Raw genomic sequence first — 17,376 nt, 5'->3', positions numbered from 1 at the left:
ATTACTGCATCAAATTTTACCGCTCCAGTTTCGCCTTAATTCTGTGGAGAATCAAGCACTGTAATGTGTTTGGCAAGGGCGGCGATGCAGAAATTGGCTTTTGCCGACCACTCTACCACAAAAAATCTACCAGCCAAAGTTTCTGAGTTCGTCCAGGAGGTCAAATCCCACGACATCCTAAATGCAAAGGCAATGACCAATTGTGTTAGAGTTTCATCTCCTTGCTAGTGTTGCTGCCAAAGTCAGCTTCCTTCACAAATCCGCTGTAGGCTTCCATCCCGTGTTCTCCGATATCCAAACCTTCAGCCTCCTCTACGGCAGTGACTCGGATGCCTAGCAATATCTTGAGTGCATACCAAAAAATTGTACTCAGCAGCACAGTCATCCCCCCTACAGAAATAATCCCGATCAACTGTGGTATTAGTTGATCGAAACCACCCCCTACGAGCAATCCTGCTTTCGGCCCTGCGGTATAAATGCCAGTTGTCGGACCATCGGCAAACAAGCCCACTGCCAGAGTTCCCCAAATGCCACAGACTAGGTGAACCGAGGTTGCCCCTACAGGGTCGTCAATTTTCAAGTTGTCAAAGAAAGTGACGGCGAAAACTACCAGGATGCCCGCCACAATGCCGATTATGGCAGAGTTGGGCACGTTGACCCAAGCGCAGCTAGCTGTTACCCCGACTAAGCCGGCGAGGATGCCGTTGATAATCATCGAAAGGTCGGGTTTGCCCAGGTACAGCCAAGCGGTGATGGTAGCCGCAACTCCCCCGAAGGATGCTGCGGTGTTGGTGGTGATGGCAATATGGGCGATCGCATTTGGATCGACTGCCATTGTCGAACCGGGATTGAACCCGAACCAACCCAACCACAGAATCAAACAGCCCAAGGTAGCAATGCTCATATTGTGTCCCGGCATCGCCACCGTATCACCGTTGCGGTACCTGCCATTCCGCGGCCCTAAAAATGCTGCTCCCATCAAAGCGGCCCAACCGCCTACAGAGTGAATCGCTGTCGAACCTGAAAAATCGTAGAAACCGGCTTTTGCCAGCCAACCGCCGCCCCAAATCCAGTGTCCGGTAATTGGGTAAGCAATCCCTACTAACAGCAAGGAAAAAATTAGGAATTCAAGGAATTTAATTCGCTCTGCAACGGCTCCAGAAACGATGGTCGCCGCAGTTCCCGCAAAAACTAATTGGAAAAAGAATTTAGCATTTAGAGGTACTCCAGTCCAATTTAGAGAGCTGAAAATACCTTTGTAAGCCTCTCCCGTGGCGGGACTGTTATCAGTGACATTCCACAGGAAAAATCCGCCACTTGTGCCTATAAAACCATTGCCATCACTGAACATTAAAGCAAAGCCAATCGCCCAATAGGCAATAGTAGAAAGGGCAAAAACAATTAAGTTTTTCGAGAGCACGTTGACTGCATTTTTTTGGCGACAGAATCCGGTTTCTAACATTCCAAAACCAGCATTCATAAAGAACACCATCATCCCAGCTACCATCACCCACATGGTATCCATACCCACTTTCAGGCTGGCTAGTTGTTCTTCCGTGGTGGGAGTAGGGGCGGTTTGAGCGATCGCAGCGTACCCCGATACCAAGACTATAATTGCAGCTAGGGGTATGCAGGCTTGCAACGTTGGACTCAATCGCTTGATAGCTATTTGCAACTGACGGTACATTTTTGCAGTACCCGCAAAATTCAGCGAGCGCCACTTTAATGCTCCTCGCCTTGCTTTTTTCCAGTTTTTATTTTTTGCCATTAGTTTAGACCTCTCCTCAACTACTCTGTGAGCATTCTAGAATCCAAGCAATTTTACTACACCATATTCTGTATCATTTGCTTCGATCTAAATACAATCGATAACCTATATCATTTAGCTGAGCTTGTTTGTCCATCACCGATTGAGATAAGCTTCGACGATATTGTTGGATTTGTGCTATCAATTCAGGCTGACTACACGCTAAAATCTGAACTGCTAACAAGCCAGCATTTTTAGAATTGCCGATCGCTACTGTGGCTACAGGTATCCCTGCTGGCATTTGGACGATCGAGTACAAAGAATCTAATCCTTGCAGGTGACGGCTCGGCACTGGCACACCAATCACGGGCAAAGGTGTTAAAGATGCTACCATACCAGGTAGGTGGGCTGCTCCCCCCGCACCTGCAATAATCACTTTCAATCCCCGTTGGTGCGCGTTTTGGGCATATTCTACCATGCGTTCAGGAGTACGGTGGGCTGACACGATCGCCACGGAGCAAGGGATGTTGAATTCTTCGCAAACTGCGATCGCATCTTTCATAGTGGGCAAATCAGAATCGCTACCCATGATAATTCCAACTGTCGGTTGATTCATCTAGTTTTGAGATTTGAGCTTTCCGATCAATGCTAATCTAAAATCTAAAATCTAAAATCTAAAATCGGATGACTGAAGCGACAAACTCAACTTTTTTCCCTACAAATATTCTCAATGCGAGGCTGCCCGGTTGTAAGGAATTGCAGATGCTGGCTGTGGATGAAACTGGCATCATTCAAGAAGTTTGCCCGATGGACAAAGTGTTTAAACGGGTTTCTCCCCCGAATTTACAGGCCATCGATGTAGCAGGTGATTGGGTTTCTCTCGGCGGAGTTGACTTGCAGATTAACGGTGCCCTCGGTTTGGCTTTCCCGGATCTAGAAACCAAGCATAGGGAATTTTTGCCCGAAATTTGTCAATTTTTATGGAATCAGGGAGTCGATGCTTTTTTGCCGACTTTGGTGACAACTTCACTAGATAAATTTAGACGATCGCTCTCAACTATTGCTAATTTTATACGCACTCAAAAAAATAATACTTTCCCAACCAATCAAGTCAAAACAGCCTCAATCATCGGCGTTCACCTCGAAGGGCCTTTTCTTAATCCCCACAAACGAGGTGCTCACCCCTCAGAATTTCTGTTGCCACTAACCATAGAAAATGTCAAGTTAGTTTTAGGAGATTGTGCTGATATTGTCAAAATAATTACTTTAGCACCGGAGTTAGATAGCACTGGGGAAGTAATTTCTTATTTACAAAGTTTGGGAATTACAGTTAGTCTCGGACACTCTCAAGCGACAGCAGAACAAGCCCAACAAGCATTTGTACGGGGTTCTTCCATGGTAACTCACGCCTTTAATGCGATGCCGAGTTTGCACCATCGAGAACCGGGTTTGTTGGGGGCAGCCATTGTTACTCCGGGTGTTAAGTGCGGTTTAATTGCTGACGGCAAGCACGTTTCTCCGACAATGATTGATTTTTTACTGCGCGCTGGTAGATACGAAACAGGTGTTTTTTTAGTTAGCGATGCTTTAGCTCCTTTGGGTTTGCCAGATGGTGTTTATCCTTGGGATTCTCGTCAAATAGAGGTGAGAAAAGGTACTGCTTGGGTAAGATTAGATTATCACTCACCACTGGAATCGGCTACTTTGGCGGGTACAACACTACCACTTTTGGGCGGAGTTCAAAATTTGGTGAAGTGGGGAATTTGTGATGTGGCAAGTGCCATCGCCCTGGCAACGGAATCTCCTAGAAATGCGATCGGACTTTCAGGAATCATCGGCTTACCCGCCACTCAATTGTTACGCTGGCATTTGGATGAACCGACAAAGGAATTAACTTGGCATCGCTTGTTTTAAAGGAAGATGGAAGATGGAACAAGGAAAATAGTCCTTCTACTACCCACGCGCCTACAGTCTCGTAGCCGGAGGGCAGGAACCGCATTTACTGAAGAAGTAACAAAGGAATAAAAAAATTCAACTTGGAAAATTTACCAATGCCCAATCTTTTTCGGGCAAATTCCAAATTACGACCCGGAAGCATTATAATACCTAACTGTTGGCAATAACTCAGCAGCAGGCAGACTAATGAATTTGGCAAACGACAAGGATATTGTCAAACAGTATTTTAACTCCACGGGATTCGATCGCTGGCAGCGAATTTACGGCGATGGCAAAGTCAATAAAGTGCAGCTAGATATTCGCACGGGGCATCAGCAAACGGTAGATACAGTCCTCCAATGGCTGCAAGCTGACGGCAATTTGCGCGGGCTGTCAGTCTGCGATGCCGGCTGTGGCGTTGGCTCTCTGAGCATTCCTCTGGCTGAGGCTGGGGCAATTGTTTCTGCTAGCGATATCTCTGAAAAAATGGTAGCAGAAGCTTACGATCGAGCTACAGCCGCTCCGGGTAAGCTCTACAACGTCTCCTTCACAGCCCAAGATTTAGAAGCATTGAGTGGCAAATTTCACACGGTGATTTGTCTCGACGTGCTAATCCACTATCCTCAAGATAAGGCTGCGTCGATGATTGCTCACCTCAGTTCGATCGCCCAATCCCGACTAATTCTGAGTTTTGCCCCCAAAACTTTAGCACTCACCCTGCTCAAAAAAATTGGTGAATTTTTCCCCGGTCCTAGCAAAACAACTCGCGCTTATCAGCACCGAGAAGCTGATATCATCAAAATCCTCGAAAACAATGGTTTTGTGGTTAACAGAACAGCCATGACTAGCACGAGCTTTTATTATTCTAGATTGCTGGAAGCTGTACGGAAATAGGGTAAAAATATCAGCAAATTCTCAGGCAAATTTAGATAATACCAAATCCGGTTCAGTCATCCGCTCGATCGTGTTGGAAAAGTGCGTCGCTGTTCTAATCTTTGTATTCTTGGCGAGAATTGTTTCTGGCGACGCACCCAACAAGGGCTAAATCTAGGGAGTCAAAATTGTTGTTGCTTCTATAGATTACATAACCAACGACAAATATTAGACCATTTATCGCTTCAATCTTATCCTTTGGCATCAAATGAGTAAGAGATTTCTCAGACAATCCTGCCGCAGTCAACAATCCCATTTCAATACCTTTAACGTTTAACAAATCCGTAGGAATCTCGGCTTGACGCGCAGCTTCTTGAAGTGCCCTTGCTTCGGCGACTTAAGGTGTAGCACGTCGATTTTTTTCAAGTGCAAGTGCAACAAAACCCGCACGAGTGGCTTCATGAGTTGTGACAAGATTATCACTGGAATCAAGATGGTTACGATAAGCGCACATAGGTTTCGAGTTATGGCTTCTTCCATATATAAACGCACTTCCTCAAAGGAGCGCGTCCATAATTTCCCATCTGTTGACTACTATTTCCCTTATCACCTGGTAAGACGAGAATATTTTCAGTAATAAACCCTGCTCCGTTAATTTGATTCTGGTCGATCGCACTTACGATCGCATTAACCCACAGATTGATATTCTGCGGTTCCCCTTGCAATGGTAATAGGACGCGATCGCAGTAATATTGTTCTCATTTGAGTGGTAGACGGATTGTAAATGTACTGCCTTTTCCTAACTCACTCTGGACTTGAATGCTGCCTTGATGAGCCACTGCGATCGCACTTGCAATCGATAGCCCTAATCCGGCACCTCCTGTGGCTCTAGATCGATCGCTCTGCACTCGGTAGAAACGATCAAAAATTCGCGTTTGTTCGGCTGGGGCGATACCAACACCTGTATCTTGAACTTGAATTATGGCTTCCTTATCGGTGCCATCGAGGATGGCAAGGATTATCCCTCCTGCGGGAGTGTAGTTAATCGCATTGGTAATTAAATTCGTCACCATCCGGTAAAGTTGGGCTTCATCCCCAAGAATTACAACTGCTTGCGAAGCACGAATTTCTAACTTCAAGTCCACCTCAGCTATCATTGCCAAACCTGCAAGTTCTTCAACCAAATCGCAGATCATATCGTTCAAACAGCAAGACTGCAATTGAGTCTGAATCTGTTGTTGCTCAATTCGACAAATAAACAGTAAATCTTTGACTAACCTGGAGAGGCGGATGTTTTGTCGTTCGATAATATCCAGGTTTTGATTAACCTCTGGTAAGTCTTCAGCCAGACGAGTATCTTCAACAGTAGTCTGAATGACAGCCAGAGGCGTTCGCAATTCATGAGCAGCATCGGAGGTGAATTGTTGCATCTGGCGATAGGATTGATAAATTGGTCGCATCGCTAGTCCTGCTAACCACCAACTAGCTCCTCCCACTAACAACATGGCAAAGGGTAAGCCTAAAAACAGAAACAATCGCAAAGTGTTCAGATAAGCATCCCATTCTTTGAGCGATCGCCCAATTTGCAAATAACCCCAAAACAAACCGTCCTTTGTTCGCAGCAATACAGAAATTTGATAGAAGCGATCGCCCTTAGAACAATTCAGAACCTGCCAAAACTCCTTTGGCGCAAAACGTTTTAATACATTCGGCTGCTCTCCACTCGTCGCTAAAACACGTCCAGAACCGTCTAAAAAGCGGAGATAATAGCCTTCCTGCTGAAACACTCTAGCAGTATGTCGCGCGCCGTCATTGCTTGAAGAATGACAGTTTTCATTCCACAGACACAAACCAGGCAAAATAGTTTTGACGCTAGGTGCTAGCTGTCCCGGTTGTTGTAATTGTGGTTCGATAGTGTCATGCAGCGTTCCGGCTAAGGACTGTAGTTTTTGCTGGAGGATGTATCGCTGCGTGTGAAAAACAACCTGATATACTGCAAAACCGGATATACCTAACAACAGACCCATGACGATCGCATACCAGCCTGCGAGTTGCCAGCGCGTGCGGTTAAATAGCTTGTTCGAGTGCATATTATATCAATTGCGGGTAACATACCCCCTTTATGATTGAACCGCGAAGACGCGAAGAACGCGAAGAAAGAAGAAAGAAAAGTCAGAAGATAAAGGGGGTTGTCAACCCGGAAACTATATTAATTGTTCAAGCGATAACCGAATCCATGAACCGTTTCAATTATGCCCTCACAGCCATAATCTGCCAGCTTGCGGCGCAACAGACGAATTCTAGCAGCAACTACATTGCTCATCGGGTCAGCATCCACATCCCACAAACGAGTCAAAAGTCGATCGCGCGTTAGGATTTGATTCGGGTGCTGCATGAAATATTCCAGTAAGCGAAACTCATTAGCCGTCAGAGGAATCACTGTTAGCTGTCCTCCATCATCTGTAGTAGAGATGATTGATTTAGTATAATCAAGCAGCAATCCCCCCACCTCAAGTTGGGCAGGATTGAAATAGGGCGACTTTTCAGGAGACAAACTCCGTCCCCGTCGCTGAAGTGCCCGCAACCGGGCTAACAACTCAGCTTTAACGAACGGTTTCATCAGATAGTCATCAGCCCCAGCATCCAGCCCAGCCACCATATCCTCCGTGCGATCTTTTGCTGTCAGCATCAAAACGGGTAGAGGATTATTCTGCCGGCGCAAACGTTGGCACAATTCCAGCCCAGAGGTTCCCGGTAACAACCAGTCAAAAATGGCGATCGTATACTCTGTCCATCGATCTTCCAGATAATTCCAAGCAGTCGTACCATCCTGCACCCAATCTACCAGATACTTTTCGCGGCTCAAGGTGCGTTGCACGATCGCACCTAAATCGGGTTCGTCTTCCGCCAGCAGAATTCTCATTTTATAGCTATCTCGTCCGATACTTTTTTACTAACAAACAGATAATACTAATTCTCAAAATTTATCCCACAGTATAGCAATCCTAAATCATTTGCATAATTATTGTAGGGGCGGCCCCCCGTGGCTGCCCCAATCTTTGAAACACCAACAAAATCGTGGACGGGGAGGGCGGGCACGGGGGCACCGCCCCTACAAAACGATGATTTACCTGAGAATGAAACCGCCCTGCTCTTAATAAGGGGGGGACAAGAGTCTTCTCAAAGTCCCCCTTCCCCCCTTGGGGGGGGCTAGGGGGGGGTGGGGATGCGAGGGGGATCGGAATATGTGCAACGAACCATTAAATTGGTATTAACTGTTAACTGTTATTAGCCTACTTCTTTGGTTGGTGTCTGCTCAATGCCGTAGTTTCTCAACTCGGTTGTTTCCATCATCCGTTTAGGCATCAGAAACTTGCCAAATCGAGCATACAATGCAGGTAGAACCAGTAGAGTGAGAGCGGTTGAAGTAAAGAGTCCGCCGAGGACAACGATCGCCAATGGTTGCAACAATTCTTTACCGGCACCACCGCTTAACACCAAAGGAATCATCCCCAATGCCGAGGTAAGTGCAGTCATCAAAATCGCCAGCAACCGTTCCATTGAACCTTCCACAATTACTTCCGAAAGTGGCATTCCTTCTGCAAGTTTGGTGTTGTAGTTGTCTACGAGTAACAATCCATTGCGCGTCGCCACACCAAACAGCGTGACAAAGCCGACCATTGACGGAACAGAAAGAACGCCGCCCGTTAACAGCACTGAGATTACACCCCCAACCAGTGCTAATGGTAAATTGACCATCACCATCAGCATCGCAGGAACGGATTTTACGGTGAAGTACATCAATACTCCGATCGCCAGCACTGCTAATATTCCGAAAATTAGGAAGTTTTGAGCAGCCCGTTGTTCCGACTCATACTGTCCGCCGTACTGAATATAGTAGCCCTGGGGCAGTTGCACCGATCGCTTAACCTTGGCGCGAATGTCATCGACAACCGAAGCAACATCGCGTCCCTGTACGTTGGCTGATACCACAATTAAACGTGAGACATTTTCCCGGTTAATCGTGTTCGGGCCATTGCCAAAGTCAACCTTTGCCACTTCCGAAAGCGGGATGATTTGACCTGTTGGGGTATTAACTTGGAGGTTGCGAATCGTGTTGAGATTGCGGCGGGCAGATTCATTGACCCAAACCAGTACATCCACTAACTGTTGACCATCGGCTACTTGACCAACCACGCGACCATTTAGGGCTGTTTCGGTGAAATCTGATAATTGGGCGATCGTCAATCCGTAGCGGGCGGCTGCATCTCGGTTAAATTGAATTTGCACCTGACGGATGGGGATTTGGGGCTCAAGCTGAAGGTCTACCAATCCCTTCACGCCTTTCATTGTCGTTTCGATTTGTTCTCCAATGCGGCGCAGTTCTTGTAAGTCGTTACCAAATACTTTAATGGCGATCGCACTTCTGACACCCGATAGAACTTCATCCATCCTGTGACTGATAAATCCACCGACATTGCCGGCAACTCCCGGAAACTGACCCAATACTTCGCGCAAAGCTTGAATCGTCGCAGGACGGTTTTTCATCGCCTCTTCACTCAGTTCCACGTCTAAGTGTGCCAAGTTCACGGATGCCGCATCTGGGTCGCCCGGAGCACGCCCCGATCGCAGTTGTACTGATTCAAATCGGGGGTCATCCTTAAGGGCTGTTTGAATCGCTAACCCGACGCGATTGGTTGATTCCAATGAGGAACCAGGATACAGGGCGATCGCATTCATGAGCGATCGTTCCTGGAACGTTGGTAGAAAATCCCGTCCTAATGTCGGCACAATCAGCATCGCCGCCACCATTGACGCTGTAGCCAATCCCAAAATTAAGGTAGAGCGACGCATCGCCCACTTTAGCAACGGATGGTAAAGTCGTTTGGACAACAGTGCTAGGAAGGGTTCTGTCGTCTGCATCTGTTTGTGGGGAAGCAGAATCGCACACAAAGCAGGCGAAACAACCAGGGATTCCAGGCTGGAGATGACTACCACTACCAAGTAAGCGATGCCCATTGGGGTAAAGATCCGCCCTTCCACACCAGAAAGCGTGAAAATCGGTGAAAAGACAATAATCCCAATTAAGGTGGCTCCAATCAGCGACTCGCGCACTTCCCCAGAACCCTCAAAAATCACATCCATTGCTGGTTTGGGATTGGGCGAGAGGCGATTTTCCCGTAAGCGGCGGTAGGTATTTTCGCAGTAGACGATCGCATCATCGACTGCTGTCCCGATCGCCACTACCAATCCGCCGAGGGTCATAGTGTTGAGTTCCAGCCCGATCCAGGAACATATCAACAGCGAGAACAGCAGCGTCAGAAAGAAATCGAACAAACAGACGGAGAGAGTGCGCCAGTTCATCAGGAACGGAATCAGGATGGCTGCGACAATAATGCTGCCTTCGATCAATGCCGATCGCACATTACCAACTGAAGCGTCAATGTAGGCATCTTGCCGGAAAGTGACATTCGCCTTCACATCCTTGGGTAAACCCGGTTTAATTTCCTCCATCGCCTCGATGATGGCTTGGGTGACGGTGGGACTATCCACCAACGGTTGTTTGTTCACCATCACCACCACAGCGCGTTTTGTGTTCCAACTGGCATCGCCTCGCGCCAGTGCAGCTCCAATCTTCACCTCTGCCACATCCCGCAGTAAAATGGTTTTCCCTTCCTGCACCTTGACCACTGCTTTCTGCAAATCTGCGATCGTCTCGATTTGTCCCTGTCCCCGAATCACCAATTCGCGATCGGGGTCAATCAACAATCCACCGGCGGTTTTGGCATTTGCCTCGTTTGCCGCCTTGACGACTTCCTGAAGGGAAACCTTCAACGCTTGGAGTTTTTCAGGATTCGCAATCACCTGAAACTGCTGCAAATCTCCGCCGTAAACCAGCACTTGCGATACGCCTGGAACTGCCAACAAGCGATTGTTGATTTTGCCATCGACCAAACGTCGCACTTCCATGATGGATGTAGTGTCTGACGTGAAGGCATATTGAATCACTGTCCCGATGGGGGGAGCTAAGGGCGATATCTGCGGTGTACCTATGCCTTCTGGAAGTCTATCTTGCGCGTCCTGCAAGCGCTCTGCCACGAGTTGACGGGCTTGATAGGGGTCGGTTCCCCACTTAAACACCACCCGCAATACCGAAATTCCTACGGCGGAGGAGGTACGGACGACTTCAACTCCTGGTGTGCCGTTGACCGCACTTTCTAGCGGTAATGTTACCAAGGATTCGACTGCTTCGGGTGCCAGACCGGGGGCTTCGGTTTGTACTTCTACTTGAGGGGGCGCAAAGTTGGGCAATACGTCGAGGGGCATTCGACTTACAGTATGCAGGCTCCAGATGGTTAGGGCGATCGATCCGAACACCACTAACCATCGTTGAGCAATAGACCATTTGGGGATGACGTTTAACATAAAAATGCAATTGGGATAGCGTCAGGCAAGCTTTAGAAGTTGGTATGAAGGTCTATTCAGTCCAGGGCTGTTTCATTCTCTTGTAGGGGCAGCCCCCCGTGGCTGCCCGAATCTCTGAAACACCTACAAAATCGTGGACGGGGAGAGGGTAGGCACGGGGGCACTACCCCTACAAGAGAATGATTTGTCTGAGAATGAAACAGCCCTACTATTCAATCGCGATCGATTAATCGAGAATTCTAGTTTTTGAAACATAGGACTTAGGCATAAATATCCAAGAAACCGGGTCAATCAAGCCTTAAATGCAGTATTTCGGTAAAAGACCCGGTTTCTACGCAAGTCCCAGAATATTTACTTTGCCTGACCTTTTAAGGCAAAGACGGCGAATCCACCCACCAGTAGAACTCCTGCGCCTGCTACCCAAATCAAAGGTGACGCTCCTTGAGCCGGCTGCGCTTCTGCTTGCGATGTCGCTGGTGATGCTTCCGATGTAGTGGGTGATGCTTGCGATGTAGCGGGCGATGCTGGCGCTTCTGCTTGCGGTTTACCTCGCAATGCCTCGGAGTACAAGAGTGTTGCGCCCTGCGTTACAATCTGATTTCCCGAAGCTAGATTGCCTTCTTTAATTTCCACCACATCTCCAGAGTCGCTACCAATCTGAACTGAGATCGGTTTGTAGGTTGTTCCTTCCTGGATGTAGACGAGCTTTTGCCCATTGGCATCAACCAAGCTGGTGCTCTTAACTTTGAGAATACCTCCATCGGTTGTAGGGGCGATCGCCTCTGTCTTAATTCCCAATGCTGTTGCTTTACTGGCTTCAACTTCGATCGGCTGCATAATCTTCGCCGCATCGCCACCTGCAAACTCGCTGTTATGCCCAACGTGTGCTAGCACCGGAGCTGAAGCCGTGCACAACATTAATCCCAACAGAAAACTAGACCCGTAGCGGGCGATCGATAATGAATTTAACTGCAATGACTTGGATAGCATAAAAATTTCCTCCTGACATTTAGCGATCGGGTGTGATGAAAACATCCACTCCTCCCAAGAGCAATCTATTCCTCACCCCGCAAGTTTTGAACCTTCTCCAGCTAGAATGTCAGGCCCAAATAAAAATTTGATGAAAATTTGAGGCGAAGTCCATTAGTAACAAGTTAGAAGGGAGTAGATTTTGTCAATACCTCTTGGGATAGAAATATTAGGTAATAATAATGATAATCAAATAGGGGTAAGGGTGAGAGAGTCCTCCTGCGGTGGACTCTCTCACCCAAGCACGATTATCATTATTAATAAGTTGTGGACTCGATTGGCGTTGCACCACGATCGATAACAGTGACGGGCGATCGATAACAGTGACAGGCGATCGATAACAGTGACGGGCGATCGATAACAGTGACAGGCGATCGATAACAGTGACGGGCGATCGATAACAGTGACGGGCGATCGATAACAGTGACGGGCGATCGATAACAGTGACAGGCGATCGATAACAGTGACAGGCGATCGATAACAGTGACGGGCGATCGATAACAGTGACAGGCGATCGATAACAGTGACAGGCGATCGATAACAGTTGCGGGCATTGGTATTATCGAAGGATATAATTGACAAATAATTGAGCGATTGTGTAGGTCAGTAAATATGGCTAAAAGTCAGAAAACCAACCGTGACCACGCCAAAAAAACTACAAAACCGATGGTGGAAGACGAGGAGATTGCCTCACAACTATCGGCATTACTAACACCGGCCATTACCTCACAAGAAAATTACTACCGTCAACTAGGTTTACGAGGGAGAATTCTTAACCTACCGTTGATGGTAGCAGCAGTATTAACCCTACTGTGGCGAGAGGTGGCTGGAGTAACAGAACTTACAAGAATGCTGGCAAGGGAAGGTTTTTTGTGGTGCGGACCTACGACAGTCAGTCAACAAGCAATGTCTCAAAGATTCTTAAGTTTTCCCGCCACATTATTTGAGGGAGTATTCAAAAATTTATTACCGAATTTAAGAACTGCTTGGCACCAGAGAAACCAACGACCTTTACCAGAAAGCATTCAATTTACCTTGACCAAATTTTCGAGAATTTGGATAGTAGATAGTTCAACTCTCGAATCATTATTTTGTAAGCTCAAAAGCCTCGAACATATACCCAAAGGGCAGTTGGCAGGAAAAATGGCAACGGTCATAGATTTAATGACCAGACTCCCGGTTGATATTTGGTTTCAGGAAAACCCGAGAGCTTCTGATGTTAAGCTTGAAGAAAATATCCTGCAATTAGTGCCAAGTAAAACCTTACTCTTACTGGATAGAGGATTTTACCATTTTAGCTTTTGGCTCAAATTAATTGAAGCAGATATCCACTTAATTACTCGTTTAAAAAAAGGAGCAGCCATTCAAGTAAAGCAAGTATTTACCAAAAGTTACGACCTGAGAGATAGTCTGGTACGTTTGGGTTCGGGAACAGCAAAAACTCCATTTATTACCTTACGTCTGATTGAAGTTCGTTCGGGTAAAGCTTGGCATTCTTATTTGACAAGCGTACTAGATCCTCAAGTTTTACCACCCTACGTAGTGGCAGATTTATATCGCAGGCGCTGGAGGATTGAAGATGCTTTTAATACCGTAAAAAGGCTTTTGGGATTAAGTTATTTGTGGACAGGTTCTCTCAACGGCATCCAGCTTCAAATTTGGGGGACTTGGATATTTTATGCAATCTTGGTCGATTTAGGTGATGCCGTTGCTGACCGACTATCTTTACCAATAGATTCGATTTCATTAGAGATGATTTACAGGGGTCTTTACCATTTTTATGTGGCTCATCAAAAAGGTAAGGCAACTGACTTGATCGAGTATTTCGCCGCGCCAGAAAATCGAGATTTAGGTATTGTTAAATCTCAACGAAAACCCAACGTTAAGTTAATTGTGGCACCTTTCCCCGATCGACAGCGAGGGTCTGACTGCTTTTTCTTTGAAGCATCTTCTCAAATCCCCTTGACAACAGCCATCCAAGCTTAACTTGTTACCAATGGGCGAAGTCTAAAATTAGAGACCTCTATACCACGGCTCACTAACATGAGGTGCCAAGAGGGCATAGGAAGCGCCCACACCTCACTTCTTTGAGAAACGCTCTATTCCCAAAAGATTACAGCCACATTATTCCGAAATAAATCTAACAGCAACCGCCGCCGTTATAATGCCAAGTCGAATCAGTAACTAACACCTTATCCGGCATTAATTCCTCCAACTTCCTAGCAGTTTTATCACAAACCGCCACTGGAACTCCCCGCTGCAAAATGTGACCAGCCCCGTCATCAAACAGCTCTTCCATCCCTGCATAAATCGCCGTCTTGCCAGTAAAAATGCAAGCTCCGTCATCCGGTACAGGCACTTTGAAAGACACCGAATCCAGGCTTTCTAACAGCAAATCCGCATCCAATTTGTAATTGTGTTTGTCCAGCAATCGATAAGGCCTTCTAGCCCGCACTTCCACTTGCCCGAAACCCACGTCTACCAGGTGTTGAACGTATTCTGCGTAGGTTAGAGCACCGGACAAACACAACGCCCGCAAGCGATCGTCTTGCTTCAAATGTTGGGGAATTGTCCGAGTTGCGATCGGATCGCTCATCAACAACCTGCCGCCCGGTTTTAACACCCGATAAGTCTCTTTTAATGCTTTAGCTAAATCCGCCGGTTCAAAGATATTAAACAAACAATTTTGGGCGACAACATCTACAGAAGCATCGGGCATGGGTAAGGCAAAAGCATCTCCGGCTCTAATTTCCACAAAATTAGCATCAAACCAATCATTTTCTTGGGCGGCAATTTGCAGGTTACGTGTCGCGGCATCTCGCATTGCTGCAACTGGATCGACGGCAATTACTGCTCCTTTTTTGCGGGAGAAATAGGCAAATTGCAGTGCTTCCAAACCGCCACCAACGCCTACATACAGCACTACTGGATTGCCTACAAGTTCGGCGGCGTGAACGGTTGTGCCGCAGCCGTAATTCATCTCTTGCATTTGTTCGGGAATGTTTAATCCCGGCAGTTGCAGGGGGCTGCTTTGGACGCAGCAAAGTCCGATTTGGGGGGTTTCGGCTACTTCGCTATAGAATTTTGCTGCTGTTTCGAGGTAGGTCATTGGTGATTGTCCTGATTTTTGAATGGAGTTGAATAGGGAAAGATTTTGTTTGGTTTCAACTGATATTTGTGGTTTTGGCTACAAGTTGAGAGATGGTGTTTTCGGTTCTGTCAGTTGATTCAGAAAGCTACGGAATTTATTCATAAGTTCGCTGATTTTTTGTTTTACTGTTTGTAAAATTGGGGTAGATTTTGGTTCGGTGAGTGGAGTTGGCTCAGCTATTTTGGGTGTGTCTATTTCTGGTGTTGGTGTTGGTTTTGGTTCGGTGAGTGGAATTTGCTCAGTTATTGTGGGTGTGTCTATTTCTGGTGTTGCTGTTGGTTTTGGTTCGCTGAGTGGAATTTGCTCAGCTATTTTGGGTGTGTCTATTTCTGTTGTTGCTGTTGGTTTTGGTTCGCTGAGTGGAATTTGCTCAGCTATTTTGGGTGTGTCTATTTCTGTTGTTGCTGTTGGTTCTGGTTCGGTGAGTGGAATTTGCTCAGTTATTGTGGGTGTGTCTATTTCTGGTGTTGCTGTTGGTTCTGGTTCGGTGAGTGGAATTTGCTCAGTTATTGTGGGTGTGTCTATTTCTGGTGTTGCTGTTGGTTCTGGTTCGGTGAGTGGAATTTGCTCAGTTATTGTGGGTGTGTCTATTTCTGGTGTTGCTGTTGGTTCTGGTTCGCTGAGTGGAATTTGCTCAGCTATTTTGGGTGTGTCTATTTCTGTTGTTGCTGTTGGTTCTGGTTCGCTGAGTGGAATTGGTGCGACTTCAGGAGCCTGTTTTGGCTCTTGACTGGGTTTAGCAAGTGGAGTTTCTGGAACCACCGCAGGAGATGGTTTGACATTTGGTGTTTCTAGTGCTGGTGTGGGTTTGGGTTCGGGTTTTGGTGTTTCGGGTTTGTAGGTGCGATCGACTATACCGCCAGATGCTGCTGCTGTTAGTTCGCCTCGCACTATTTTAGAAAGGGTATCTTGGCCTTGGGGTTGGTAATTTATCAGTCTGACTGTATTATTAAAGGCATTTTTGATGGGATTTCCCAGTTCGTCGATAAATTCTAGCTGTACCCAGTTTTTCCCTGGTTTGAATCCTTTCAGATATATAGGTTGCCATTGGTCGATCGTAAAACTTTCTCCGTTGACTGTGGCTCGAATTTTCCAATCGAGTATTTCATCTTGGGAGTTTTCTTGAGCGGTTAGATGCAGGGGAGCGTTTTTCAAGTAAAAGTCCAGCATGATGGGTTCGGCCCCGTAGGTGTCTTGGGGCTGGTTGTAGGTGAGCTGGGGTAAATTGCGATCGGGATTATTATCCTCAGTTTTGGTGAAAACGTGAAAGGTTGTTTGGGCGTAAGCACCCTCGTTTTTAAAGCTTTCTTCCCAAGGGCGAGATGCAAAAACTCGCAGGGTGTGGGTTCCGGGTTCTAAGTCAGATAACTCTAAAGGCTGGTTTGTGTCATAAACTGCCTGATAGGGTTGATTGTCTAACAACACCTGAAGATGGGGACCCAAGCCTAGGTTCGCATCTTTGAAAATCGGCAAGTCTTTGACTTGGAGTCGTACAGATATATAGGTGTCCTCAAGCACTTGGTCTGGCTTGGGATTCAAAATACTAACTTGAGGTTGGTAGCTTTCTAACGCCTGACGCAGTTTTTGAATGCCTACCGGGGGGGAAACCTCTGAGATTTTTGTGACCGGGGTGGGGACGGAATTGCTCTTGTTGCTGGATGTTGGCAAGTCGGGATGATTGTTGCCGCAACTTGTGATACCTAAAATTAATACTGCTGCTGCGAGCAATACCAGCAGCCTGCCCGCAGTCTTCCTCAGCCAATTGATTCCCATCACGCAACCATACTCCTAGAAGCCTTCTCATAGGGAACTATAGCCCAAAACTGAGTTGAGTAATTGGGATTTTGGCGATCGAGAATTTGGGAGAGACTCCGGGATCAAGTGAGGTGGTTGTCCAGGACTAATCCGATAGTTGGTGCCGATTGGGAATCAAGCTAATAACTCCGGCGGCTTTTTGCAAAACAAGTCTATATAGATCGACATTCTTCCATACCGTTATCTTTGAGTTTTGTAAATTTAATGCCAACACCCCTTGACTTTTGTGATGTACTGTGGAGATTCAATTGATTATTACATCAAAAAATGTGACTTTTTTAAGTATTGTTAACAAGCGATTAATACTTCTCTGACAAGCTTATAATTCATAAAACCGCCGCAAGATGAGCAAGAGGAGCAGCACAAAATAAAGGCTGCGATTCGGCGAATCAAATAGCGA

General features: G+C 46.6%; 12 protein-coding genes and 1 pseudogene. 3 read left to right on the top strand and 10 right to left on the bottom strand.

The annotated features are described in order from the left end of the window. Positions 1-205: 205 nt before the first annotated feature. Positions 206-1,687 carry an ammonium transporter gene (locus P2A85_RS21790; protein WP_377481633.1) on the bottom strand — a complete coding sequence of 494 codons (1,482 nt, stop codon included), beginning with the start codon at positions 1,685-1,687 and terminating at the stop codon, positions 206-208. A 154-nt stretch (positions 1,688-1,841) separates the two neighbouring features. Then, positions 1,842-2,363, bottom strand: coding sequence for a 5-(carboxyamino)imidazole ribonucleotide mutase (purE, locus tag P2A85_RS21785; RefSeq protein WP_377475461.1), 522 nt, complete (start codon positions 2,361-2,363; stop codon positions 1,842-1,844). Positions 2,364-2,431: 68 nt separating this feature from the next. On the opposite strand from purE, the gene nagA reads away from it, so the two are divergent. Continuing rightward, positions 2,432-3,661: an N-acetylglucosamine-6-phosphate deacetylase gene (nagA, locus tag P2A85_RS21780; RefSeq protein WP_377475460.1), complete on the top strand. Its 1,230-nt coding sequence runs from the start codon at positions 2,432-2,434 to the stop codon at positions 3,659-3,661. A gap of 228 nt (positions 3,662-3,889) precedes the next feature. Beyond that, positions 3,890-4,576, top strand: coding sequence for a magnesium protoporphyrin IX methyltransferase (gene bchM / locus P2A85_RS21775; protein ID WP_377475459.1), 687 nt, complete (start codon positions 3,890-3,892; stop codon positions 4,574-4,576). A gap of 94 nt (positions 4,577-4,670) precedes the next feature. Here bchM and P2A85_RS21770 read toward each other — a convergent pair. From P2A85_RS21770 to P2A85_RS21745, 6 genes and pseudogenes are all read right to left on the bottom strand, one after another. Then, positions 4,671-5,069: pseudogene (locus P2A85_RS21770) on the bottom strand (AvaI/BsoBI family type II restriction endonuclease). A 244-nt stretch (positions 5,070-5,313) separates the two neighbouring features. Next, positions 5,314-6,645 (bottom strand): two-component system sensor histidine kinase RppB, encoded by a 1,332-nt coding sequence (gene rppB / locus P2A85_RS21765; protein WP_377475458.1) that lies wholly within the window; start codon positions 6,643-6,645, stop codon positions 5,314-5,316. 119 nt (positions 6,646-6,764) lie between these two features. Then, a complete protein-coding gene (gene rppA / locus P2A85_RS21760) occupies positions 6,765-7,478 on the bottom strand; it encodes a two-component system response regulator RppA (protein WP_377475457.1) in 714 nt (237 codons plus the stop codon). Between the two features lie 365 nt (positions 7,479-7,843). After that, entirely contained in the window at positions 7,844-10,981 is a 3,138-nt protein-coding gene (locus P2A85_RS21755) for an efflux RND transporter permease subunit (RefSeq protein ID WP_377475456.1), read from the bottom strand. A gap of 351 nt (positions 10,982-11,332) precedes the next feature. Beyond that, positions 11,333-12,016, bottom strand: a complete 684-nt coding sequence (locus P2A85_RS21750) for a hypothetical protein (protein WP_377475455.1) — start codon at positions 12,014-12,016, stop codon at positions 11,333-11,335. 251 nt (positions 12,017-12,267) lie between these two features. Further along, entirely contained in the window at positions 12,268-12,564 is a 297-nt protein-coding gene (locus P2A85_RS21745) for a hypothetical protein (RefSeq protein WP_377473255.1), read from the bottom strand. Between the two features lie 112 nt (positions 12,565-12,676). Here P2A85_RS21745 and P2A85_RS21740 point away from each other — a divergent pair, with 112 nt between their 5' ends. After that, on the top strand, positions 12,677-13,996 hold the full coding sequence (locus P2A85_RS21740) for an IS4 family transposase (protein WP_377481630.1): 1,320 nt from the start codon (positions 12,677-12,679) through the stop codon (positions 13,994-13,996). 154 nt (positions 13,997-14,150) lie between these two features. Here the strand turns inward: P2A85_RS21740 and arsM are convergent, their stop codons facing one another. Continuing rightward, positions 14,151-15,119 carry an arsenosugar biosynthesis arsenite methyltransferase ArsM gene (gene arsM, locus P2A85_RS21735; protein ID WP_377475454.1) on the bottom strand — a complete coding sequence of 323 codons (969 nt, stop codon included), beginning with the start codon at positions 15,117-15,119 and terminating at the stop codon, positions 14,151-14,153. 78 nt (positions 15,120-15,197) lie between these two features. After that, positions 15,198-16,934: a hypothetical protein gene (locus P2A85_RS21730; protein WP_377475453.1), complete on the bottom strand. Its 1,737-nt coding sequence runs from the start codon at positions 16,932-16,934 to the stop codon at positions 15,198-15,200. Between the last annotated feature and the right edge of the window lie 442 nt (positions 16,935-17,376).

This window comes from Microcoleus anatoxicus (assembly GCF_042465725.1).
Classification (GTDB): domain Bacteria; phylum Cyanobacteriota; class Cyanobacteriia; order Cyanobacteriales; family Microcoleaceae; genus Microcoleus; species Microcoleus anatoxicus.
This window is presented reverse-complemented; position numbering and strand designations above follow the sequence as displayed.